The organism is Clostridium sp. (genome assembly GCF_050717535.1).
Classification (GTDB): domain Bacteria; phylum Bacillota; class Clostridia; order Clostridiales; family Clostridiaceae; genus Clostridium_AD.
The window spans coordinates 1-21600 of sequence record NZ_JBOITM010000019.1 but is presented as its reverse complement, the minus strand read 5'-3'; the positions used below and the strand labels follow the sequence as shown (position 1 = coordinate 21600).

The window sequence follows — 21600 nt, the reverse complement described above, 5'->3', positions numbered from 1 at the left end:
TTACACCAATCCTTCTTCTATGCCTTTTACTTCTTCGTAAATAGTATTTAATATTAAGTAACTTGAGGTTGCACCTGCATCTTGATGACCAATACTCCTTTGTCCAAGATAACTAGCTCTTCCCTTAGTCGCAATTATAGTTTTAGTATATTCTACTCCCTTTAATGCTGCATCTTTTGAAGCTTTTAGAACTTCTATTGGTATTAACCCAGATTTAAGAGCTTCTTTCATAGCATCAATAGCAGGAGCTATGGCATCTATCATTGTCTTTTCTCCTCTTACAGCTTTTCCGCGCATCATAACTCCGCCTAAAGCAGCTTCCAATATTTTAATGAAATCTTTAATATCTATACTTGCTTTTCCATTAGCTTCTATAGCAGCTTTCATAAAGGCTGTGCCATATAATGGTCCAGATGCCCCTCCTACATTTGAAACTAATGCCATTCCTGTCTTCTTAAGAATTTCTCCAATGTCACTTCCATTATTGCCATTTAATTTTTCTCTAACAGCAATAAACCCCTTATTCATATTAATTCCGTGATCTCCATCACCTATAGCTGCATCTAGCTCGCATAAATAACCCTTGTTTTCTTCAATTACATTTGCAATTTTATTTAATATTGTAATTACCTGTAATCCTGAAATACTCATTCTATTACCTCCCTATATATATTGAAGTATTTTAATTTTAAGTCATCAGAGGCATTATTATACTATAATACTTTTAATGCTGGAGTATCTGCAGGAGCGTCTAACAGAACCTTTAATTCATCATCAAGTTTTAGCAAAGTAACTGAAACTCCTGCCATTTCAAGAGAAGTCATAAATTCTCCAACAAAAGTTTTATAGATCTTTATCCCCTTTTCTTCTAACATCATATGAACTTTTCTATTTACAATATAAAGCTCCATTAATGGTGTAGCTGCAAGTCCATTGACCATAACTGCAACTTCAGCACCTGGATCCAGTGGCATATCAGTTAATATTTTCGAAACCAATTGCTCTACTATATCATCAACAGGACTTAGAGCTTCTTTATGAGTACCAGGTTCTCCATGTATACCAGTTCCAATTTCAACTTCATCTTCAGCTAAACTAAAATTAGGTTTCCCTGCTGCAGGAACTATGCAAGGTGTTAACGCCATCCCCATACTTCGTACATTCGCTATTACCTTTTCGGCTACTGCCTTAACTTCCTGAAGGTTTGCACCAGTTTCTGCTTTTGCCCCAGCTATTTTATGTACAAATACAGTTCCAGCTATTCCTCTTCTTCCTGCTGTATAAAGACTATTTTCAACTGCTACATCGTCATTAACAACAACCTTTTCAATTTTTATTCCATCCATCTCAGCCATTTCACCGGCCATTTCGAAATTCATTATATCTCCTGTATAGTTTTTAACTATTAGCAGAACACCACTTCCCCCATCCACTGCTTTTACAGCTTCATATATTGGGTCTGGTGTTGGTGATGTAAATACCGCTCCGCACACTGCTGCATCTAACATTCCTGTTCCTACATATCCTGCATGTGCTGGCTCATGTCCGCTTCCACCTCCACTAACTAATGCAACTTTTCCGGATATAGGAGAATTTTTTCTAACAAGTACATCTACATTCTCTAGCTTTCTAACATAATCTGGATGTGCCATTACTATACCTTCAATCATCTCCTGAACAACAACTTCTGGGTCATTAATTAATTTTTTCATTAATAATCGCCTCCATTAAAAAATAAAACTTATCATACCTTATATATTCTACATAATAATAATCTTTCCTCCATATGATTCAAAATTTTCTAACAATTATACTAATATTTAAAATCTTTCAGTTTAATTACTTCCCGCTAAATATCCTGTAGAAAATGCCATTTGAAGGTTATATCCACCTGTTTCAGCATCAATATCTATAACTTCTCCTGCAAAATAAAGATTTTTTATAAGCTTTGATTCCATAGTTGAAGCATTTATTTCTTTGACCTTAACCCCTCCCGAAGTTACTTGAGCTGCTTTAATTGATAAGGTTTCTCTAACTGTTAATTTCATTTCCTTCATATAAGCAATTATCTTATTCTCATCGGCCTTCTTTAAATCACTAATCTTAACCTCTGTTACCCCTAATAGTTCAAATATTTCCTTTAAGAAATTTTGTGGAAGAGTACCTTTTAAATTATTAAGTACAGTTTTATTTGGATTACTCCTCATAATCTCAGATATTTCTTCCTTAGATTTATCTCTTAAGAAGTCTAAAGTGACCTCCACTTCTCCCTCTACTAAAGCTTTGTTTATATAAGATGAAAGTTTTAATACCGCTGGTCCTGATATTCCAAAATGAGTAAATATCATATCACCAAACTTTTCTATACTATGCTTATTAATTTTAGCTGAAATTACAACATCCCTCATTGAAACTCCTTGTAAACTCTTTACAAACTCTTCCTTTATAACTAGTGGAATTAAAGCTGCATATAGTGGTGTTATAGTGTGAAAACTTTTTAACACTTCAAACATAGAACCATCTGAACCTGTATCAGGGTAGCTCTTTCCCCCTGTTGTAACAATTACTTTCTCTCCTAAAATTCGCCTACCATCATCAGTTACTACCCCTTTAATTACTCCCTCTTCAACAATCAACCCTTGGACTTTACTATTATACATAACCTTAACCTTATTTCTTTCTAAATCAACCTTTAGTAATTCTATAACTTCCTCTGCCCTATTACTTTTGGTATATATCTTTTGGTCAAGCTCCTCATTATATTCTAATCCATTTACTTTAAAGTATTCTAAAAGTTGAAGATTTGAAAATGTATAAAGAGAGCTATATAGAAATTTTTTATTACTTACTATTTTATCAAAAAACTCCTCTATATCTCTATTATTTGTAATATTACATCTGCCCCCACCTGTAAGTTTTAGCTTAGCACCAATTTCTTTATTTCTTTCTATTAATATAACCTCATTATTTTTTGCCGCACTAATGGCTGCCATAATACCAGCAGGCCCTGCGCCTACAACAATAACTTTTAACATATAAACACCTCACTGTGCTTCATTTTTTTTATTTTCTTTTATATTATATTTTAGGACATTTAACTCCAAGTAAGTTCCAATTATATATGAAAAATGTTAAAGTGTATATGCCTAAATCATTAGAAAGCCCACAACTAATTAATTCGTTGTGGGCCTTCTCATGTTAAATCTAATTTTTATGACACTGTGATAAAATCACATAAAATTCTCTAGCTTCAACTTTTTCAAGTATACTTTTTGTAATACATATTGCTTTGGAATATATTAATGTCATTGCAAAATAAAAAAATTCCAAAAAACATATTATAAGTATACATAACTAATCTTTATTACTACCTATACTTCTCCATCTACTAGTTGTCTAAAATTTATACTTTCTAGTTCTGCATTTAAATTCTTTTGTACTTTTGTCATAGCTTTATGGATAATGCATACACTACTTCTTTTCATATTACAAAAATCAGGATCAATTACACATCTATTAACACATACTGGACCGTCTATTGCTTCTATAACATCTTTTAATGTTATTTGCTCTGGCAATTTATTTATAGCATATCCTCCCTTAACTCCCTTGTAGGACTTTAGAATATCTACTTGTATAAGCTTTCTTAATAGTTTTAAAAGAAATCTTTGCGGTATACCCTCTTTTTCTGAAATTGCTTTTGATTCTGCCTTTTCACCATAACCTAATTTACATAAGTAAAGTACTACTCTAAGTGCGTAATCTGCTTCTTGTGTTATTTTCATGTTATATTTCTCCTTAAAGTATACTTATTAAGTATACTTTTCAGTTTAAGTCTTTTAACACATCTTGTCAATAGTGCTTTTGAGAATTTTCACATTTAAATTGCCTGAAACCTTTGCCAAAATTAATTGAACCCAATAAGGGACCTACTCACAAATTATGTTTATGAGCACGTCTCAAATTTATGTTTTTATAAAATTACTTCATTGACTCGATAATGCTAAAAACAATTGCATCCATTGAATCAGTATCATCTTCTTTCATAGCTGAGTTAACTAAGAGCTCACTGTCTAAAATAGTCATATCTTTCATTTCCTCCAAAAGTTCACGCATAAGTCTACCTGATTGAGGCGCCCATGAACCATTTTCTATTAGAGCGAAAGTTCGTTTTTGAAGATTTAATGCCTTCATCTCCATTATATAATCAAGCATTGGTGGATAAATATTCAAGTTGTAGGTTACAGACGCAAGAACCACATGACTATATTTGAATGTCTCAGAAATCAAATATGATACATGAGTTTTTGAAACGTCATACATAACCACATTAGTAATTCCTTTTTCCACAAGTCTTGTTGCTAGATCATTTGCCGCAGCTTCCGTATTGCCGTACATTGTCCCATAAACTATCATTACACCCTTTTCCTCAGGCTCGTAACTACTCCACTTGTCGTATTTCTCTAATAAGTAGCCTAAATCATTATGCCATACTGGTCCATGTAGTGGGCAGATAATCTTGATATCAAGAGTGCCCGCCTTCTTCAAAAGGTTCTGAACATGAGGACCATATTTACCTACAATATTTGTATAATAACGCCTTGCATCGTCAATCCAGTCGCGGTCAAAGTCCATCTCATCATTAAACAACTTGCCATCCAATGAACCAAAAGTACCGAAGGCATCAGCGGAAAATAGTACACCATTTGTAGTATCAAATGTCACCATAGCTTCTGGCCAATGTACCATCGGAGCTGCCACAAATGCAACGAGATGTTTTCCAAAGGACATAGTATCGCCCTCACTAACTTCTATTACGTTGTCATCGATATGAAAACCGAACTGATGCATGAACAAAAAAGCCTTTTGGGTGCATACAATCTTTACATCCGGATAACGAAGAACAATCTCTTCAATGCAAGCTGCGTGATCTGGCTCCATATGGTTAATTACCATATAATCTAAAGATTTTCCGCCTAAAACCGCCTCAATATTCTCAATGAACTGTCTGCAAATTGACCAGTCCACTGTATCAAAAAGTACTGTCTTCTCATCCATTAGTAGGTAAGAGTTGTAAGATACACCTCTTGGAATAGGATGAATATTTTCAAAGAGGGCAAGGCGACGATCATTGCCACCAACCCAATAAAGATCCTCAGTTATATTTCTAACACAATACATATATATATTCCTCCTTTACACTAAAAACATATTAGTATGATTAATTATTACAGAGATTAAACTTCTATGAACATATTTTTTTCTTCACCACATGATGGGCAAGTCCACTCTTCAGGTATTTTTTCAAATAGAGTTCCGGGAGCTACTTCACCTTCATCATCACCAATGCCAGGATCGTACTCATAACCGCATCCATTACATACATAATGTTTCCAAGTTGGAACAAATTTCTTCGCAGTAGCCATCTTCATCTTTATCATTGGTGGAGCCTCTTTCTTAGCCTCTCCATTATCTAATGCATCAGTAAGTAATGGTCCTATCTCCATAATGTCACCAACGATTCCGTAGTCTGAGTTCTTAAAAATTTTCGCTTTAGGATCAATATTTATAGCAACTATTGTTGACGCATCCTTTATGCCCTTCAAATGTTGACCTGCACCTGAAATAGCACAAGCAATATAAAGATTCCCTTTAAATTTTTGACCAGACATACCAACATAACGATTTAGTGGTAAATATTTAAGTGTTTCAGCTACTGGACGTGAAGACCCTATAGCTGCGCCAACTTGAATTGCCAAATCTTCTATAATTTTCATATTTTCTTTTGCACCTATACCTTGTCCTACACTTACTACTCTTTCAGCCTTAGTTATAGGAGTGTCTATTGGAATTCCAACTGTAAAATCATATTTATCTGCTTTAAGAGCTTCCACAAGAGCATCGACTCTTTCCTTAGCAGTTCCATCTTTGAAAATTACTTTCTTACGATAACCTGTTGCAGGTCCACGTTTAGTAACTTTACCTGTGTTCTCATTTTTCGGCATCTTACCTATGATGTGAGCAGCGATAACAACACGATGAATCTCATTAGTTCCTTCATATATTGTACAAATTTTCGCATCTCTGTAAGCTCTTTCAACCTCCATACCTTTCATATATCCATTTCCACCAAATATTTGAAGAGCATCATTTACAATCTCAAGGCAAACATCTGAAGCATATTGTTTTGCCATAGCGGCTTCCATGCTGTAGCTCTCATGATTTTCTTTAAGCTCTGCTGCACTGTAAATTAGCAATCTAGCGGCTCTAAGTTTTGTGGCCATATCAGCCAACTTAAAAGCTATAATCTGTTGTTGACAGATAGGTTTTCCAAATTGAACTCTTTCTTTTGAGTACTCTAGAGCATTTTCATAAGCACCTTGAGCTATTCCAAGAGCCTGGGATGCGATACCAATACGTCCGCCATCCAAAGTTGACATAGCAATCTTGAAACCCTCACCCTCTTTGCCTAATAGATTTTCTTTAGGGACTAATGTATCGTTAAACAAAAGCTCTCCAGTAGCAGACGAACGAATACCCATCTTGTCATAATGTTGACCAATGCTAAAACCTTCAAATTCCTTTTCCACAATAAACGCACTAATACCACGAATACCTATATCAGGGGTAGTAACTGCAAAAATAACATACGTATCTGCTTGTCCAGCATTTGTAATGAAGATTTTTTCACCATTTAAAATATAATTATCGCCATCGAGTACTGCAGTGGTTTCCGTACCACCAGCATCACTACCAGCATTTTCCTCAGTAAGACCGAATGCTCCAAGTTTTTCTCCATTAGCTAGTGGAATTAAGTATTTTTGTTTCTGCTCCTCTGTTCCATATGCAAAAATTGGGTATGCCCCCAATGATGTATGAGCGGAGAGAATTACACCTGTACCACCATCCACCCTTGATAATTCTTCAACAGCGATTGCATAGCTTATTACATCCAGACCTGCTCCACCGTATTTTTTGGGAAATGGAATCCCCATCATTCCTATATCAGCTAGTTTTTTAATTGCTTCCGTTGGAAATTTGTTTTCTTGGTCTAACATAAATGCAATAGGTTTAACTTCTTCCTCTGCAAATTCTCTGATTTTTGTCCTCAAATTTTCATGTTGTTCTAAAGTCTTAAAAAACATAAATACACCTCCTTTTAATTAATACGGTTTCCTAAATGTTGTTTTGTTAAATATGTAAAACCAAAACATTGAGCTGCCGTAAGCAACAATGATTAAACTCAGATGACTCCTCCCGTTCTTTTTTATAGTTGGAATCAATCTAATCAATATATTTTACTGAATCAACCATGTTTGTAAACGTCTTTTTAAAATGTATACCTAAACCGTATACTTTCAATATATACCTAAGCTATATATATTACAAGCTTAATTATAACTTTTTTTTCGTCATAAATGCTCATAAAACCCCTTGCCTTTAAGTGTACCTTCCACAATGTATATATTAAAAAGTAATGCGACTTTGCATATGAGTAAAATTAATGATAAATAAAAAAGCAAGCCCTCTGGAGTTTAACATTTTACCCCGCTGGCTTGTTTTATTTATTATTACATTCCTGTTGCTATCTCCTGCTATTTTTATTTCGGTATTTAAAGTCATCCTCAATCTCAGCTTTCCAATTCTCAGTAATTGGTCTGCTTGCACGAAGTTCAGAGACGACATTGCTAACGGCCTCATAATTAAGTCTCGTGCCCTCTCCATCAGCATTATAATTAGCAGCTCTATCTGAACTAATACCAAATTTTGCAGCTGTTGAAATGGCATCAATATTAGCACCTATGAAAATGAATTCCCATCCGTATTTTTCTTTCTGCCTCTCAACCATTTTCTTTATTTTTTCATAATTATACTCTTTGCTAGCATTTTCCATTCCATCAGTAGTGATTACGAACATTACCTTATCTGCACGCTGCTCCTCAATAGTATTTCGCTGTACATTCAAAGTCTTATTAATAGTCTTTCCAATAGCATCCAAAAGTGCAGTGCACCCGCAAACAAAGTATTCTTTTTCTGTTATAGGTCGAATACCCTTAACGTTTATTCTGTCGTGTAAAAGTTCATAATTGTCATCGAAAAGCACCGTAGTTACAATTGCTTCACCTGACTCATCTCTCTGCTTTTTAAGAAGTGCATTGTAGCCACCTATGGTGTCACTCTCCAGTCCCGCCATAGAACCGCTCCTATCAAGTATAAACACCAATTCTGTTAAGTTTTTTTTCATCTTACTTGCCCCCTTACTTTATAAGTAAAGGATAACAATATTACCATGTTAATTGGTCGCTTTCAAAGCGACAATTATACTCCAAGTAGAACTTGCTCAAAGGCGAACAAGGCCTCATTTATCTCGTAGATATTGTAATTACCTTCTTTTATAAAATACTCAATAATTACATCAAACTTATTGCTGTGAGACAATGTGTATCCAGCTCTATTTAGCAAATCATGTGTTTCATCCAAACTCAATCTAATAGCTATGGCAAAGGCTATTGATGTGACTTTACTAGGGTTATACCCTTTACAGTTACGGATTTTAGAAAACAACTTTCGGTCAATATTGGCTTTCTTATAAGTCTCAACATCTGTCATTCCTTTTTCATCAATAATTCGCAGAAGCATTTGTGAAAAAGACTCATCAAGTTGGCTGATTACATCCTCAAGACTTCGCTTCTCCTTTACTTGAGATACTGGGGCACAAACATCACATTCTATGTAATCCTCATGTATATCAACAAATTGATGTTCTTCATAAGGCTCTATATTTCTGAGTCGCTCACTAAAAGTATGCTCCTCAACATAATTGTCATCAATATATTTTTCTATTTCAAAAAAAAGTTTTCCACTCAAAACAAATGCCATTTTATCATAGACTACCAAATAAACCGTCATCTCGTGGTTTATTAAAAATTCTCCTATTGCAGAAATTGCTATCTGTAATGCCTTATCTTTCGGGTATCCATAGATTCCAGATGATATCAGTGGGAAGCCAATTGATTTGCACTTATACTTCAACGCAAGTTTCAGCGAATTAATGTAGCAATTATGTAACTGTTTTTCCTCGCCTGAGTTACCACCTCCCCATATTGGACCAACTGTATGAATAATGTACTTTGCTGGAAGGTTATAGCCACCTGTGATGACAGCTTCGCCAACATTGCACTTTCTAAGTGTGTCACATTCTCCTTGAAGATTTTGTGCCCCAGCAGCAGAAAATATTGCTCCACATACTCCACCGCCCATTTTTAGTGCTGTGTTCGCAGCATTTACAATGCTATCTATTTTCATTTTTGTTATATCATTTCGTATTATTATCATTGGCATATTAGTTAGTCCCCTTTCAAAAAAATTTCTTGCCATATCTTTTCATATATATAAGTCAACTCACAATTCATTATAATAACATTTGGCATAATGTTCAAATCCACAGAAGACTTTACTAATACCTGGAATTCAAACTTTTACAATTTCCAGTTAAGCCTTTATACCTTCATATCATATACTATTGTTAATTTTGTGTATTCTCAACCTAATTTTTTATATTATCTCGTTAGTCTGACGATTTTCTCACGATAATATTAATAACATCATATTATAGGAGGCAAAATCAGATGAAGTTTAAAACTATCCACAAAAAACTTATCACAACCTTTTTATTGATAATAGTAGTTCCTATGTGTACTACTGCTATTGTTTCAAATGTAATACTTTATAATAACCTTAAAGGCTCTTATATTAGTTCTATGGAAAAATCTGTAACAGGCATAAACAATGTTATAGATGAAAATTATAGTGGCTATGAAATGGCATTAGCTCAACTATCAGAAAACTCAATAGCCAAGGCTTCCATATCAACTCCAAATGGAGCTTTAGTAAAAAAAGAGCTTAGCGGAATAATTAAAAGTAATCCCAAAATATTAAATGTGTATGTTGCAACTAACAAAAAAAACATGTACATATTCCCTGAACCTGAGACCGGTCTTCCAAAAGGGTATAATCCAACAATGAAATCCTGGTATAAAGATACAATTTCCAATAATAAAGTACTTTGGCAAGATGCCTATAAGGATATAGCAACTGGAAAGATGGTAGTAACAGCTACAAAAACTATATTAGATGATTCTGGAAAACCAATAGGGGTTGCTGGTATAGACATTGATGTAACTAATATTGCACAACTATTTAGTAATGCTAAGATTGAAAAAACAGGTGAAATAGTACTGGTAGATAGAACAGGCATAGTGTTAGCCACTAAAAGCAAAGATTTACTAGAGAAAAACCTAAATCCTGATAGAGTAAATACTAATGCTGATACAAAAGACGAAAAGATAGAAAATGCTTTTAAGAATAAAACTGATGTATCCTGGATGAAACCGATAATGAACGAAAAAAGCAATTCTGCTCAAATAAAGTTTCTTGGTACAAGTAAGTTTGTTTATTCCTTAAGCAACGAAAGATCCGGTTGGAAGCTAATTGGCATGCTGGATACTAGTGAGGTATATTCCAAAATTCTTTCTTTGGTTCTAATACTGTCCGCATTATTCCTTTTATTTATTGTAGTTGCTTTGATTGTAGGCTTACGTGTTTCTAAAAACATAACAAGTCCAATTAATCAATTGAAAGAAGCTATGAAAAAAGGAGAAGCTGGTGATTTGACTGCAATAGCAAATATAAACAGTTCTGATGAACTTGGAGAATTAGGAAAAAGATTTTCTAATATGCTTGATAGCTTTAAAAACCTAGTTTTATCAATTAAAGGCTCCTCTGTTAATGTATTAAGTTTTTCTGAAAACCTTACAAGACAAGCAGATGAAGTTACTTCTTCTTCTGAAGAAATAGCAAGAGTCATAGATGAAATTTCAAGAGGCATTCAGGAGCAAGCTTCTGAAACAGACAAAGCCTCTGAAATCGCAATCCAGTTTAATAATAATTTATCCAAAATCAAAGAATATAATAGCGATATAAATATAGAAAGTAAGGAGATGGAAACTAGCAGTGAAAAGACAATGCTTGCATTTAAGGAGCTGAAAACAAAAAATGAAAGCACTATAGATGGAGTTTCACAGATTGCTGGAAGTATTGGTGTTTTAGTAAAGGAGACTGAAGATATTGGTCAAATATTAAGCACAATATTAACTATTTCCACTCAAACTAACCTATTAGCTTTAAATGCTGCTATAGAAGCGGCAAGAGCAGGAGAATCTGGAAAAGGTTTTGCTGTGGTTGCTGAAGAGGTTAGAAAGCTTGCAGAGCAGTCTGGTTCCTCTGCTGAAAATATAAGAAAGATAGTTACTAGAGTTATAGATACTACTAAAGCTGCTGCCGTAAATATGGATAATATCAAATTAAATGTAGAAAATCAAAATTCAGCAGTTTCTCTTACAGAGCAAAGCTTTGTGAATTTAAATAAATCTATTGAAGGTATAATAGAAAAAATTCTATCAATGAATGAAAGCATAGAAGTAATGTCCACAAACAGTGATATACTTACTTCTAATATACACAATATTTCTGCTGTGTCTGAACAGTCAGCGGCTGCTGCGCAAGAAGTTAATGCTAGTGCTGCTACCCAATTAAATGATATACAAAATGTAAAATCACAAGCAAATGAGCTTTATAATTTAGCTCAGACTTTGGACATACTTATAGAAAAATTTAAGGTTTAATAATAAAGTTCTTTTCCATTCTTAAGATATACTAAGAAAACCTTGGGACTCTAAGTTGAGTTCCAAGGTTTTCTTTATATTGGCAAAGTCCTATTTTATGGTAGTAAACTGGGCGCTTTTCATCATTGCTTGAATTTTTTTAATAATGCGGCCAGATTTAAAAGTAATATTGACGGAAAAGCAATTGAATTATTTAATAAAGGTGAAGAATGGTGGATTCTAATATAGTAGATTCTAATATAGTACAGTCAGTAATTTTGCAAAGAAATATTTCGGATAAATTCATGTAATTTTATCTTAGTCATCATAAAAAGAGGGTCATTATGTAGAAATTGTATGGTACAATGATATTCAAGATGGGGCAACAGTTCCACACCATATAACAAATGACACAAAATACGTGATTATTATTTCAGAATACAAATACACATAAGGAGATTGATTATGAAGATTACTGAAGGCTATATTCCATATCTAGAATATAAGACTTACTATCGTATAGTAGGTAAATGCACAGGAAATAAAAAACCATTGGTTTTATTACACGGCGGACCGAGTTCTACACATAATTATTTTGAGGTACTTGACAAGGTTGCAGAAGATGGACGTGCGGTTATTATGTATGACCAATTGGGATGCGGATTGTCACAAACACCTTCCAGGCCAGACTTATGGTGTGCGAAAACGTGGATTGAAGAATTAATCCAGTTACGTAAACACTTAGGGCTAGATGAAATCCACTTATTGGGACAGTCTTGGGGCGGTATGCAGGCAATTCAATATGCTTGCGAATACAAACCACAAGGAATCAAGAGTTATATCTTATCCAGTACTTTACCCTCAGCATCGCTTTGGGAAAAGGAACAGCGTAGAAGAGTTGCATACCTTCCACAAAAAATGCAAGATGCCATTGCAAAAGCAGAAAAAGCCGAAGATTATTCATCAAAAGAATATAAGGAAGCAGAAGCAGAATTCATGCTTCGTCACTGTGCAGGACCTGTAGGACCAGATTCACCAAAATGCTTAAGCCGTCCAAAAGTTGCTGGTACAGAAGCCTATGTAACTGCATGGGGTCAAAATGAATTCAGCCCATCTGGCACCTTAAAAAACTTTGATTATATGAAAGAGATTGAAGATATTAAAGAACCTAGTTTAATCATAAGTGGTTTACGTGATCTTTGCTCACCACTTATTGCAAAAACAATGTATGATAAGATCCCGAATTCTGAGTGGGAATTATTTGAATTCAGTCGCCATATGCCATTCGTAGAAGAGAATGAGAAATATATAGAAGTTCTTAATAAGTGGTTGAATAAAAACGACTAATTATCTCAGCATGAGGTGAGTCTCACTGTAATATATGCCCCAACAACAAAAACTGTTTCAATCTTTGTAAGGTGTCAGATTTCCTACAAAAATTGGAACAGCTTTTGGTTTACTTTCCTACTATTATTTAATTTCCTTTTGAATGACGTCTATTAATTTCTTACAAGGAATAACTTTTATATTCTTAAATTTAACCCCTACTTTTAAACAATTCATGGGTATGTATGCCTTTTTAAAACCCATTCTATCTACTTCTTTTAGTCTTTGCTCCAGGGATGGTACTTTTTTAAGTTCTCCAGTAAGACCAAGTTCTCCTATGAAAACTGTATCCGTAGATATTCCATGATTTAATGCAGAAGATGCAATACTCATTACTACAGCAAGATTTACTGATGTTTCAGTTAACTTAAGACCTCCTGTTGCTTTTATAATAACATTTTTATCATAAAGTCCTACCCCTCCCCTTTCCTCAAGAATTGAGATAAGAGTCCCTAGTTGTTCTTTCCGTGCAAAACACTCACTTAGTCTACTTGGATAAGGAGTAAAAGATTTAGATACAAGACTCTCTACCTCTATAACAATTGGTCTTGTACCATCCTTTATAACAGCTAAAGCACTTCCTGGAACTAACTCTTCCCTTTTGGTCATAAAAAACTCCGAAGGATCAGTTATTTCTTCCATCCCTATTTCTGTCATGCGGAATAATCCGCTCTCAGAAGTATCGCCATATCTATTTTTTTTACTAATTAAATGTTTTAGTTCTTCTCCATCTTCACCCTCTATGTACAATACTGTGTCCACCAAATGCTCTAGTATTCGAGGACCCGCCATCTCATCAGCCTTTGTCATTTGGCCAACGAGAAATACAGCTCTTGGTCTGTCTGGATTTTTTGCTTTATCCTTTAAAGCTGTAGCACATTCAATTACTTGAGTTGGAGATCCCGCTCTTGAGCCTGAATATTCTTCTAAAGTAAATGTTTGAATGCTGTCAAGTATTATTATGTCTGCATCAACATTTTCTATATGTTGTAATATTTCATCTAACTTAGTATCGGAAACTACCCAGAAATTATCAGCTATTTCTTTTACCGTACGGTCAGCTCTATTTTTGATTTGACTATTGCTTTCTTCTCCAGATGCATATAAAATTTTGTATCCTTTTAAAGACAGAGCATTTGCCAGTTGCAGTAAAAGAGTTGACTTGCCCATCCCAGGAGGTGCTGAAATTATGCTTATGCTATCTCTAACTATTCCGCCACCCATAACTCTATCAAATTCTGAGACTCCTGTAACTATCCTGTCGCTGTTAGATTGTACAATCGCTCTTAGTTTTGTTGGGTTAGTTGTTATTACCATTCTACTTAAGTTCGCTTTAAGATCGCTTGCCTTAACTATTTTCTCCTCATATGTATTCCAGGCACCACAATCATTACATTTTCCCATCCACTTTGGTGATTGTGACCCACAGTCTTTACAAATATAAACTTTTTTATCTTTAGCCAATTAAGTACATCTCCTTATTATGGTCATCATCTATTAAATCATTATTTTATTGTAATATATTTATTTAGATATACTATTTTCTCATTGATTTAGATCAATATGACCAAGTATCGCCTTAGTTTTTTCATTGCTCCAAAAGAGCTAAAATAACTTTATTAGTACAATTATAGCAAAAAATCATTTTTACAGTCAATTACTTTTCTAAATATAATGATTTAAGGACCGCGGATAAATTCTATCCACAATAAGTCCTACTATTGAGTGTGTAAAACTACGTAGAAATTTAATTGTAAGAATAATTAAAATTCTACATCATATAGCAACGAATAAGATTTTAAAGTAGAGTTGTGTTAGATATACTATATATGAAAATAGCAACTAAAAAAACACCTAACCACTTTAAAACACATCTAATATTAGTATTTACAATTATAATTAAGCATGCTACAATTACTTATCATATAAAAGGTTTAATTCAATTTATAACCTATAGATTGAATTAACGATATATAGATGGTTTCAATGATAAAAGGACGCACTGAAGGGTTAATTACCATTCAAGTAGTAAGCCAATAACAACAACTCTTATAAAGGAGCTTTTGCTATGGCTTTTTTATTTCTAATAAAAAGGAAGTGTGGGAATATGAAGGAGGTCTTTAATGCAACGGAAAATTCATTCAACTTATTATATGTTTATTTTCTTATGTATATTTTTTATGATTTTGGCATTTGTTGTAGATACCCCAAAAGAAATTTTCCTAGGTTTTAAAAAAATACTTTTCGAATCTAATATACTAATAACAGATTATATAGAACTTGCAGGGATTGGTGCTACTTTTATTAATATGTCCTTAGTAGTTTTGGCTTCTATATTTCTCCTTATATATGTTGGAATAAAACCAAATGGGTCCACTGTAGCTGCACTATTTACAATGGCTGGTTTTTCGCTATTTGGTAAAAACATCGTAAATATTTGGCCAATAATCTTTGGAATTTGGTTATATTCTAGATATCAAAAAGAAAAATTTATAAATTATGTTCTAATATCGCTATTTGCCACGACTTTATCCCCTACCGTTAATCAATTAGCATTTTCAGGTCATTTACCCTTTGATGGAAATATTATTATAGGACTATTATTAAGCATTTTTGTTGGCTTTGTTTTCCCCCCACTGGCAGCTTATTGTCTAAAGCTTCACCAAGGTTATAATCTTTATAATATAGGTTTCGCAGCTGGACTTCTTGCTACCTTACTCATGTCTTTATTAAGAGCCTTTGGTATAAACTTTGAAAGTCGATTGCTTTGGTCTACAGGAAATAATTTGTTCTTTTCTATAATATTATTTTTTTTATTTATAATAATGATAATAGTTGGATATATTGATAATGGTAAAAGCATTAAAAATTTACTTAAACTTTATAAACAACCCGGTAGACTAGTAAGTGATTATTACCTTTTATTTGGGCGTGGTATTACTATAATAAATATGGGCATTCTAGGCATATATTCAACTATTTTTTTACTTGTAATTGGAGCGGATCTAAATGGTCCTACTATAGGTGGAATATTAACTATTGTTGGTTTTGGTGCATTTGGGAAGCACCTGCGAAATGTATTTCCTGTAATGATAGGTGCAACACTTGCATCTCTATTAAATATTTGGGAAATTAATTCACCAGGAATGGTATTAGGTATTTTATTTAGTTCAACTTTAGCTCCTATTTCAGGACAATTCGGATGGATTTATGGTGCAATTGCTGGATTTTTACACATTTCCTTAACCATGAATATCGGCTATCTCCACGGTGGTTTAAATTTATACAATAACGGTTTTGCAGGAGGAATAGTCTGTATCATACTTATACCAATTATTACTGCATTTAGAAAGGAGCTTAAATAATATTGAGACACACACATCAAAGAAATACAAAAATAGTAACTGAATTAATGGGTTATTGTTATAACCATGGTTCAGAAAATATTCATATTGATATAAATAAAGAAAAAGAAAAAGTAGTTATTTTTATAAAAGCAAAAATTTCATCTATAACCAAAGAAGACCTAGAGCTTTTGGACCGATCACTAAATGCACAAAGATGTCATGAAATGGAAGAATATTATTGGAATCTTACAGGTGATAATGATTCGTATTCAGAACTTATCCTTGTAGGTATGATGATTGATGAGGCTCACATAAATTATATAAATGGTGAATATCTAGAGATTCTTTTAACTAGAATTCCATAAAAAGCGATCCATAACCTTAATAAAGAGCAGACTAAGAAAACCCACAACTAATTAAATAGTTGTGGGTTTTAAACGAGGCGAACCATTTTTTCTATTCTTCCTCTAGATTTTTTCCATCTAACAAGTAAATTTTATGAGCATATTTAGACTCATCTGAAATCTTCAGCTCAGAATTTTTAGCCGCTTGTTTAACTTGAGCACCAGCTACATTAGGTTTGACAATACACCCAGCTCCAGCCACACAGCCACCCGGACACGCCATCCCTTCAAGGAGATATCCATCATACTTTCCTTTTGTGGCATCGTTACACATCTCCCTACATTCTCTAAGTCCATTTGCAGCTTTAATCTTAACTTCTAGCCCTGGATGTTCTTTTTTTATTAAATCAGCTACAGCCTTAGCAACTCCACCTGCAACCGCAAATCCTCTTCCTGAACCAGTCGCTTCATTACTGAGACTCATATCTGTACCAATTATCTTTACTTTTTTGGCTTCCAACATTCCAGCTAACTCCTCATAAGTAATTACGAAATCAACCTCACTTTTTACGCTTTTTCTGGAAGCTTCCAATTTTTTCGCGCTACATGGCCCAACAAAAACAATCCTTGCATCTTTATGTTTTTCTCTCACAAGCCTTGCTGCAAAAACCATTGGAGTCAAAGTCATTGAAACATTCTCGGCATACTGCGGATATAATTTTTTAGCCATAACAGACCATGAAGGGCAACATGAAGTAGCCATAAATGAAAGTTTTTCAGGTACACTTTCTATAAACTCTTTCGCCTCATCAATTGTACAAATATCTGCACCAATGGCAACTTCAACAACATCTTTAAATCCAAGCATAATCATTGCTCTTTTAAAATCATCAAATCCAACATTTTTACCAAACTGCGCCACATATGATGGAGCTACAATTGCAATTACTTCTTTCTTTTGATTAATTGCCTGAATTAGTTGAAATATTTGGCTTTTATCAGATATTGCTCCAAAAGGACAATTTACCAAACACATTCCACAACTAACACATTTATCATAATCTATTTCTGCTCTGCCATATTCATCCGAATATATTGCATCTACTCCGCATGCCATGGCACATGGACGCCCATGTTTTATTATTGCTGAATACGGACACACTTTAGCACATAAACCACACTTTATACATTTTTCTTGATCAATAACACTTTTCCCATTAACCACACTAACTGCACCTTTAGGACAAACTTCTACACAAGGGTGTGCTAAGCAGCCACGGCACATATTTGTAACTTCATAGCTATTTGTTGGACAAGAATTACAAGCAAATTTTATAATATTTACAAGTGGCGGTTCATAATATTTTGAAGGTTTTGTTGCTTCCTCTAACCCTTCTGTAATTGCTCTTGATTTATCACTTGGTCTTAAATTTAGTCCCATTGCCAAGCGGATTCGCTCACTAACTATTGCTCTTTCAAGAAATGTACTTTCTCTATACTTATGCACCTCTCCAGGAATAATCTCATATGGAATATTATGTATTCCTTCTAAATTGTCTTCAAAGGCCATCTTACTTACGGCCGTAAAAACTTTGTGTCTAATATCAGTAAGTGTTTTATATTCGTATTTCATTATAACTCCTTTTATGCTTTGATATTTATAAAAACTACATATATATATTTTTCGTTAGAATATCATATAATATCAATTTAGTCAATTTTATTTGTGTATTTATTTTACTTATTTAGCTTTTTATATTATACTGGTTAATTATCATGAATTTTTCTTAGCTACTTGAATGTGGATCCACCCCCACTTGTTATTTAAATTTTCTGAGTTAATTTTTTATTTTAATTTTTATTTGATAGATAACGATGAGAGTAATCATCGTTTGAATCTCTGTATCATTTTATATTTATATATAAAATTTGTCAACATCATGCATTTTTATCTAATTACTGCGCAACTTTAACGATATTTCAGAAGGAAAGTCTACCACTTCTATAAGCGGGAGTTACATTCCCTAACAAATAGAAAAAATAAAATTTGTTTCCCATTAAGACTATCAAAGTCTGCGACACCAATCACAAAATCGTCATTAATAAATTGTTTCCACAAGAAGAATATCTAGGTGTAGAAATTCTATGGTACAATGATATCCAAGATAGCTTTTATTAAAAGAAAAATTAATTAGTATTTTTTTAAAAAAGCACATGTATAATTTTAACATAATTCGGTATCACGTAATAATATATTAAAAAATATTATTATGCGATAGGCATTTTAGGAGGTTCATAAATAAATGAATAAAAAAATAATATCTGTGGTTATGATACTAACATTAACAATAACTATCAATGTCAATACTTTTGCTGCACCAAGTACTAATGAAACATCTGAATTAAAACAAGCTCAAAGTAGCAAAAAAGCACTACAGTTAAAAGTAAATAATTTCAACAATGAAATTAATACAGTATTAAATAAAATTGACAACAACAAAACTAAAATGAATGAAATCTCTCAAGAGATAGAGAAAACACAAACTAAATTAGAAATTGTAGAAAAAAATACTATCGTTCAAGAAGACTTATTTGATAAAAGAGCAAGGGTTATGTATATAAATGGTGTAGATAGTTACCTTGAGGTACTTTTAGATTCAACTAGTTTTAGTGATCTTATATCTAGAGCAGATACACTTAAAACCATAATCGAGTATGATAAAAATCTCATTGCTAAAATAGAAAAACAAAGAAATTCTATAATAAAACATAGAGACACCTTAAATATTCAGAATGATAAATTATTAGTGCTAAAAGCAAATAATGAGATTATTCTAACAAAATTAAACAAAGACATAAAAGAACACACAGTGCTTCTTAGCAATGTAACTAAAAAAGAAACTAAATTAATTGCTGACAAAAGAGCAAAAGAATTCGCTGCTGCAAAAATAATAAAAGAACAAGCAGCAATTAAGAGATTTACTATGTCTAGACACTTAGATTCTAGTAAAAGTTCAACGTCTAAATCTGATACTATCCCTAATGATGTATCAAACTCAACTAACTACTTCATTATAGAATCAACCGCATATTCAATGGATGGTTTTACATCATCTGGTTCAAGGACAAGCCGAGATCCAAATGGATACAGTACCATAGCTGTAGACCCCAGGGTTATACCAATGGGCTCTAAAGTTTATGTAGAAGGCTATGGATATGCTATTGCATCAGATACAGGTTCTGCTATTAAAGGTAATATCATCGATGTATTTTTTAATACAAAAGCTGAAGTATCTAATTGGGGCCGAAGAAATGTAAAAATCCGTATAATAAATTAGCTAAAAACAGCCTAAAACATAACCTAGATATACTCTAAAACTCAATATAATAAAACCCACAACTAATTAAATATTTGCGGGTTTTTATTGGTGGAGGCCGAACCATAATGGGTTAAACCCACGACATTACAGAAAATTCACCAAAGTATGCATCTGTTTTGTAGCCATCTCTACTTAATTAAAAAGATTTCCCACTACCCTCATCTCTATATTTTTTGAAGTGAAAATTATCTTTACTGAAATGATCCTTTCTTCCAACAAAAGTGACACCATACTTAAAGAGTGTAAAACTGCAGCTCCATATCTTTAATTATTTTTATATCTAGCTTGTTTTATTAAGTTAATAATTTTTTCTACTTGGGAGAGCCACATTGTCGTGTTTGTAAATTGGTCATTAATCAGACTTTTCCGGAAGCAATTCAAAATGGTTTAAATATAGTTGAACAGCGGCCATTCCTATTAAAACAGCCATTCCTACAAGAGCTATAATCTGAAGAAAGACGAATTTATTGTTAAAACCCTGTGGCGATTCAAGAAACTTATAGATTCCAAAATATCCCCAGGCAAGAGGCAGTGGAAATGCAGCATTACGATTTTTCTGGAGCACTAAAAAAGCCAAAATGACCGCAATTATAAGGATAGTAATTGCCCATATTTCATCATTAATTCCAAAACCATTCCATTTTAATTTTACCAATGCTGCCGCTATATTTACTACAGTAGCAATAAATAACCAGCCTGTATAGAGTCCAAATGTCAAAGGCAAAAGTCGGTGATTCCCAACTTGAATCTTTTTTAGCTTAAGACAAATCAGAGACAATACAATTACAAAGCCTAAAATGAATATCACAGACAGCTCAATCTGCACCAAAGAAAATGTAACAATCCAAGCTACATTTAGGATGCATGAAATTCTGAAAAGCACTGTAATCTCTTCTATAGCACTTTTGTAATACGAATCATCTTTTTTTACAATCATCACGATTACAGAAGTCAAAAGTAATAAGTAAATAATGCTCCATATGCTGAAAGTAGCTGGACTTGGTGTAATCAAGGTAACATACATATCAGAAATTTGTTTTTGTGAAAGTCCATTGATCAAACCTAAAGCACCTAAGGTATTAATAAGTAAAGTAATCACCAAAAAGATAGCATTGATCCATTCTTTTTTTATTTTATCCATAGCGAAATTCCTGGTTTCCTAAATCTAAACAAATCTGAACAAGTCAAAATATTTTAGATTTAGACACCTTCTCCCTTCATTAAAATAAATTTAATTTTTGAAGATAGATGCGAGCTTTTTACAGGTTTTTGCTCAGCTCCTAAATTTCCGAAGAAACTTCAGCTAGTCCCAGCGTGCCTTTAATTTTGATAAAATTAAAGTTCTGAAGAATTGGGGCAGTTAACCCAGCGTAGTAACTTACACAAGCCTTTCTCTACGTGTACTTGTGCAAGGTTCTAGTTTAAACATAAACTTATATTAAGCTAGAATCATATCTTTTATATTCTTACGATTCTCTAT

16 protein-coding genes are annotated in these 21600 nt (G+C 33.3%); 5 read left to right on the top strand and 11 right to left on the bottom strand.

What is annotated here, in order from left to right:
* The 8 genes from dhaL to ACREVU_RS03910 all read right to left on the bottom strand — a co-directional run bounded on the left by dhaL (position 1) and on the right by ACREVU_RS03910 (position 9342).
* Entirely contained in the window at positions 1-651 is a 651-nt protein-coding gene (gene dhaL / locus ACREVU_RS03945; RefSeq protein ID WP_431550326.1) for a dihydroxyacetone kinase subunit DhaL, read from the bottom strand.
* Positions 652-713: 62 nt separating this feature from the next.
* Positions 714-1712, bottom strand: a complete 999-nt coding sequence (gene dhaK, locus ACREVU_RS03940; RefSeq protein WP_431550325.1) for a dihydroxyacetone kinase subunit DhaK — start codon at positions 1710-1712, stop codon at positions 714-716.
* A 123-nt stretch (positions 1713-1835) separates the two neighbouring features.
* Positions 1836-3035, bottom strand: a complete 1200-nt coding sequence (locus tag ACREVU_RS03935; protein WP_431550324.1) for a BaiN/RdsA family NAD(P)/FAD-dependent oxidoreductase — start codon at positions 3033-3035, stop codon at positions 1836-1838.
* 336 nt (positions 3036-3371) lie between these two features.
* Complete coding sequence (locus ACREVU_RS03930) at positions 3372-3785, bottom strand: RrF2 family transcriptional regulator (RefSeq protein ID WP_431550323.1); 414 nt, start codon at positions 3783-3785, stop codon at positions 3372-3374.
* A 196-nt stretch (positions 3786-3981) separates the two neighbouring features.
* Positions 3982-5181, bottom strand: coding sequence for an FprA family A-type flavoprotein (locus ACREVU_RS03925; RefSeq protein WP_431550322.1), 1200 nt, complete (start codon positions 5179-5181; stop codon positions 3982-3984).
* A 56-nt stretch (positions 5182-5237) separates the two neighbouring features.
* A complete protein-coding gene (locus tag ACREVU_RS03920; RefSeq protein WP_431550321.1) occupies positions 5238-7145 on the bottom strand; it encodes an acyl-CoA dehydrogenase family protein in 1908 nt (635 codons plus the stop codon).
* A 440-nt stretch (positions 7146-7585) separates the two neighbouring features.
* The gene (locus ACREVU_RS03915) at positions 7586-8245 is read right to left on the bottom strand and encodes a vWA domain-containing protein (RefSeq protein ID WP_431550320.1); all 660 of its coding nucleotides are present in this window, start codon (positions 8243-8245) and stop codon (positions 7586-7588) included.
* 74 nt (positions 8246-8319) lie between these two features.
* Complete coding sequence (locus ACREVU_RS03910; protein WP_431550319.1) at positions 8320-9342, bottom strand: macro domain-containing protein; 1023 nt, start codon at positions 9340-9342, stop codon at positions 8320-8322.
* A gap of 287 nt (positions 9343-9629) precedes the next feature.
* Between ACREVU_RS03910 and ACREVU_RS03905 the strand changes: the two genes are divergently transcribed.
* Entirely contained in the window at positions 9630-11684 is a 2055-nt protein-coding gene (locus ACREVU_RS03905; protein WP_431550318.1) for a methyl-accepting chemotaxis protein, read from the top strand.
* A gap of 444 nt (positions 11685-12128) precedes the next feature.
* Positions 12129-13010, top strand: coding sequence for a proline iminopeptidase (pepI, locus tag ACREVU_RS03900; RefSeq protein WP_431550317.1), 882 nt, complete (start codon positions 12129-12131; stop codon positions 13008-13010).
* A 123-nt stretch (positions 13011-13133) separates the two neighbouring features.
* Here the strand turns inward: pepI and radA are convergent, their stop codons facing one another.
* A complete protein-coding gene (gene radA, locus ACREVU_RS03895; RefSeq protein ID WP_431550316.1) occupies positions 13134-14513 on the bottom strand; it encodes a DNA repair protein RadA in 1380 nt (459 codons plus the stop codon).
* Between the two features lie 659 nt (positions 14514-15172).
* On the opposite strand from radA, the gene ACREVU_RS03890 reads away from it, so the two are divergent.
* The gene (locus tag ACREVU_RS03890) at positions 15173-16414 is read left to right on the top strand and encodes a DUF1576 domain-containing protein (protein ID WP_431550315.1); all 1242 of its coding nucleotides are present in this window, start codon (positions 15173-15175) and stop codon (positions 16412-16414) included.
* Positions 16415-16416: 2 nt separating this feature from the next.
* Positions 16417-16761 (top strand): hypothetical protein, encoded by a 345-nt coding sequence (locus ACREVU_RS03885; protein WP_431550314.1) that lies wholly within the window; start codon positions 16417-16419, stop codon positions 16759-16761.
* A 91-nt stretch (positions 16762-16852) separates the two neighbouring features.
* Here the strand turns inward: ACREVU_RS03885 and ACREVU_RS03880 are convergent, their stop codons facing one another.
* Entirely contained in the window at positions 16853-18373 is a 1521-nt protein-coding gene (locus tag ACREVU_RS03880) for a 4Fe-4S dicluster domain-containing protein (RefSeq protein WP_431550313.1), read from the bottom strand.
* A 670-nt stretch (positions 18374-19043) separates the two neighbouring features.
* Here ACREVU_RS03880 and ACREVU_RS03875 point away from each other — a divergent pair.
* On the top strand, positions 19044-20078 hold the full coding sequence (locus ACREVU_RS03875; protein WP_431550312.1) for a 3D domain-containing protein: 1035 nt from the start codon (positions 19044-19046) through the stop codon (positions 20076-20078).
* A 394-nt stretch (positions 20079-20472) separates the two neighbouring features.
* Here the strand turns inward: ACREVU_RS03875 and ACREVU_RS03870 are convergent, their stop codons facing one another.
* Positions 20473-21261 carry a TspO/MBR family protein gene (locus ACREVU_RS03870; RefSeq protein WP_503417255.1) on the bottom strand — a complete coding sequence of 263 codons (789 nt, stop codon included), beginning with the start codon at positions 21259-21261 and terminating at the stop codon, positions 20473-20475.
* Positions 21262-21600 lie beyond the last annotated feature (339 nt).

Coding starts and splice junctions, on each gene's coding strand:
- ACREVU_RS03890 (WP_431550315.1), top strand. CDS start 15,173: ATGCAACGGAAAATTCATTCAACTTATTATATGTTTATTTTCTTATGT.
- dhaL (WP_431550326.1), bottom strand. CDS start 651: ATGAGTATTTCAGGATTACAGGTAATTACAATATTAAATAAAATTGCA.
- pepI (WP_431550317.1), top strand. CDS start 12,129: ATGAAGATTACTGAAGGCTATATTCCATATCTAGAATATAAGACTTAC.
- ACREVU_RS03910 (WP_431550319.1), bottom strand. CDS start 9,342: ATGCCAATGATAATAATACGAAATGATATAACAAAAATGAAAATAGAT.
- ACREVU_RS03935 (WP_431550324.1), bottom strand. CDS start 3,035: ATGTTAAAAGTTATTGTTGTAGGCGCAGGGCCTGCTGGTATTATGGCA.
- ACREVU_RS03870 (WP_503417255.1), bottom strand. CDS start 21,261: ATGGATAAAATAAAAAAAGAATGGATCAATGCTATCTTTTTGGTGATT.
- ACREVU_RS03915 (WP_431550320.1), bottom strand. CDS start 8,245: ATGAAAAAAAACTTAACAGAATTGGTGTTTATACTTGATAGGAGCGGT.
- ACREVU_RS03905 (WP_431550318.1), top strand. CDS start 9,630: ATGAAGTTTAAAACTATCCACAAAAAACTTATCACAACCTTTTTATTG.
- dhaK (WP_431550325.1), bottom strand. CDS start 1,712: ATGAAAAAATTAATTAATGACCCAGAAGTTGTTGTTCAGGAGATGATT.
- ACREVU_RS03920 (WP_431550321.1), bottom strand. CDS start 7,145: ATGTTTTTTAAGACTTTAGAACAACATGAAAATTTGAGGACAAAAATC.
- ACREVU_RS03930 (WP_431550323.1), bottom strand. CDS start 3,785: ATGAAAATAACACAAGAAGCAGATTACGCACTTAGAGTAGTACTTTAC.
- ACREVU_RS03925 (WP_431550322.1), bottom strand. CDS start 5,181: ATGTATTGTGTTAGAAATATAACTGAGGATCTTTATTGGGTTGGTGGC.
- ACREVU_RS03880 (WP_431550313.1), bottom strand. CDS start 18,373: ATGAAATACGAATATAAAACACTTACTGATATTAGACACAAAGTTTTT.
- ACREVU_RS03875 (WP_431550312.1), top strand. CDS start 19,044: ATGAATAAAAAAATAATATCTGTGGTTATGATACTAACATTAACAATA.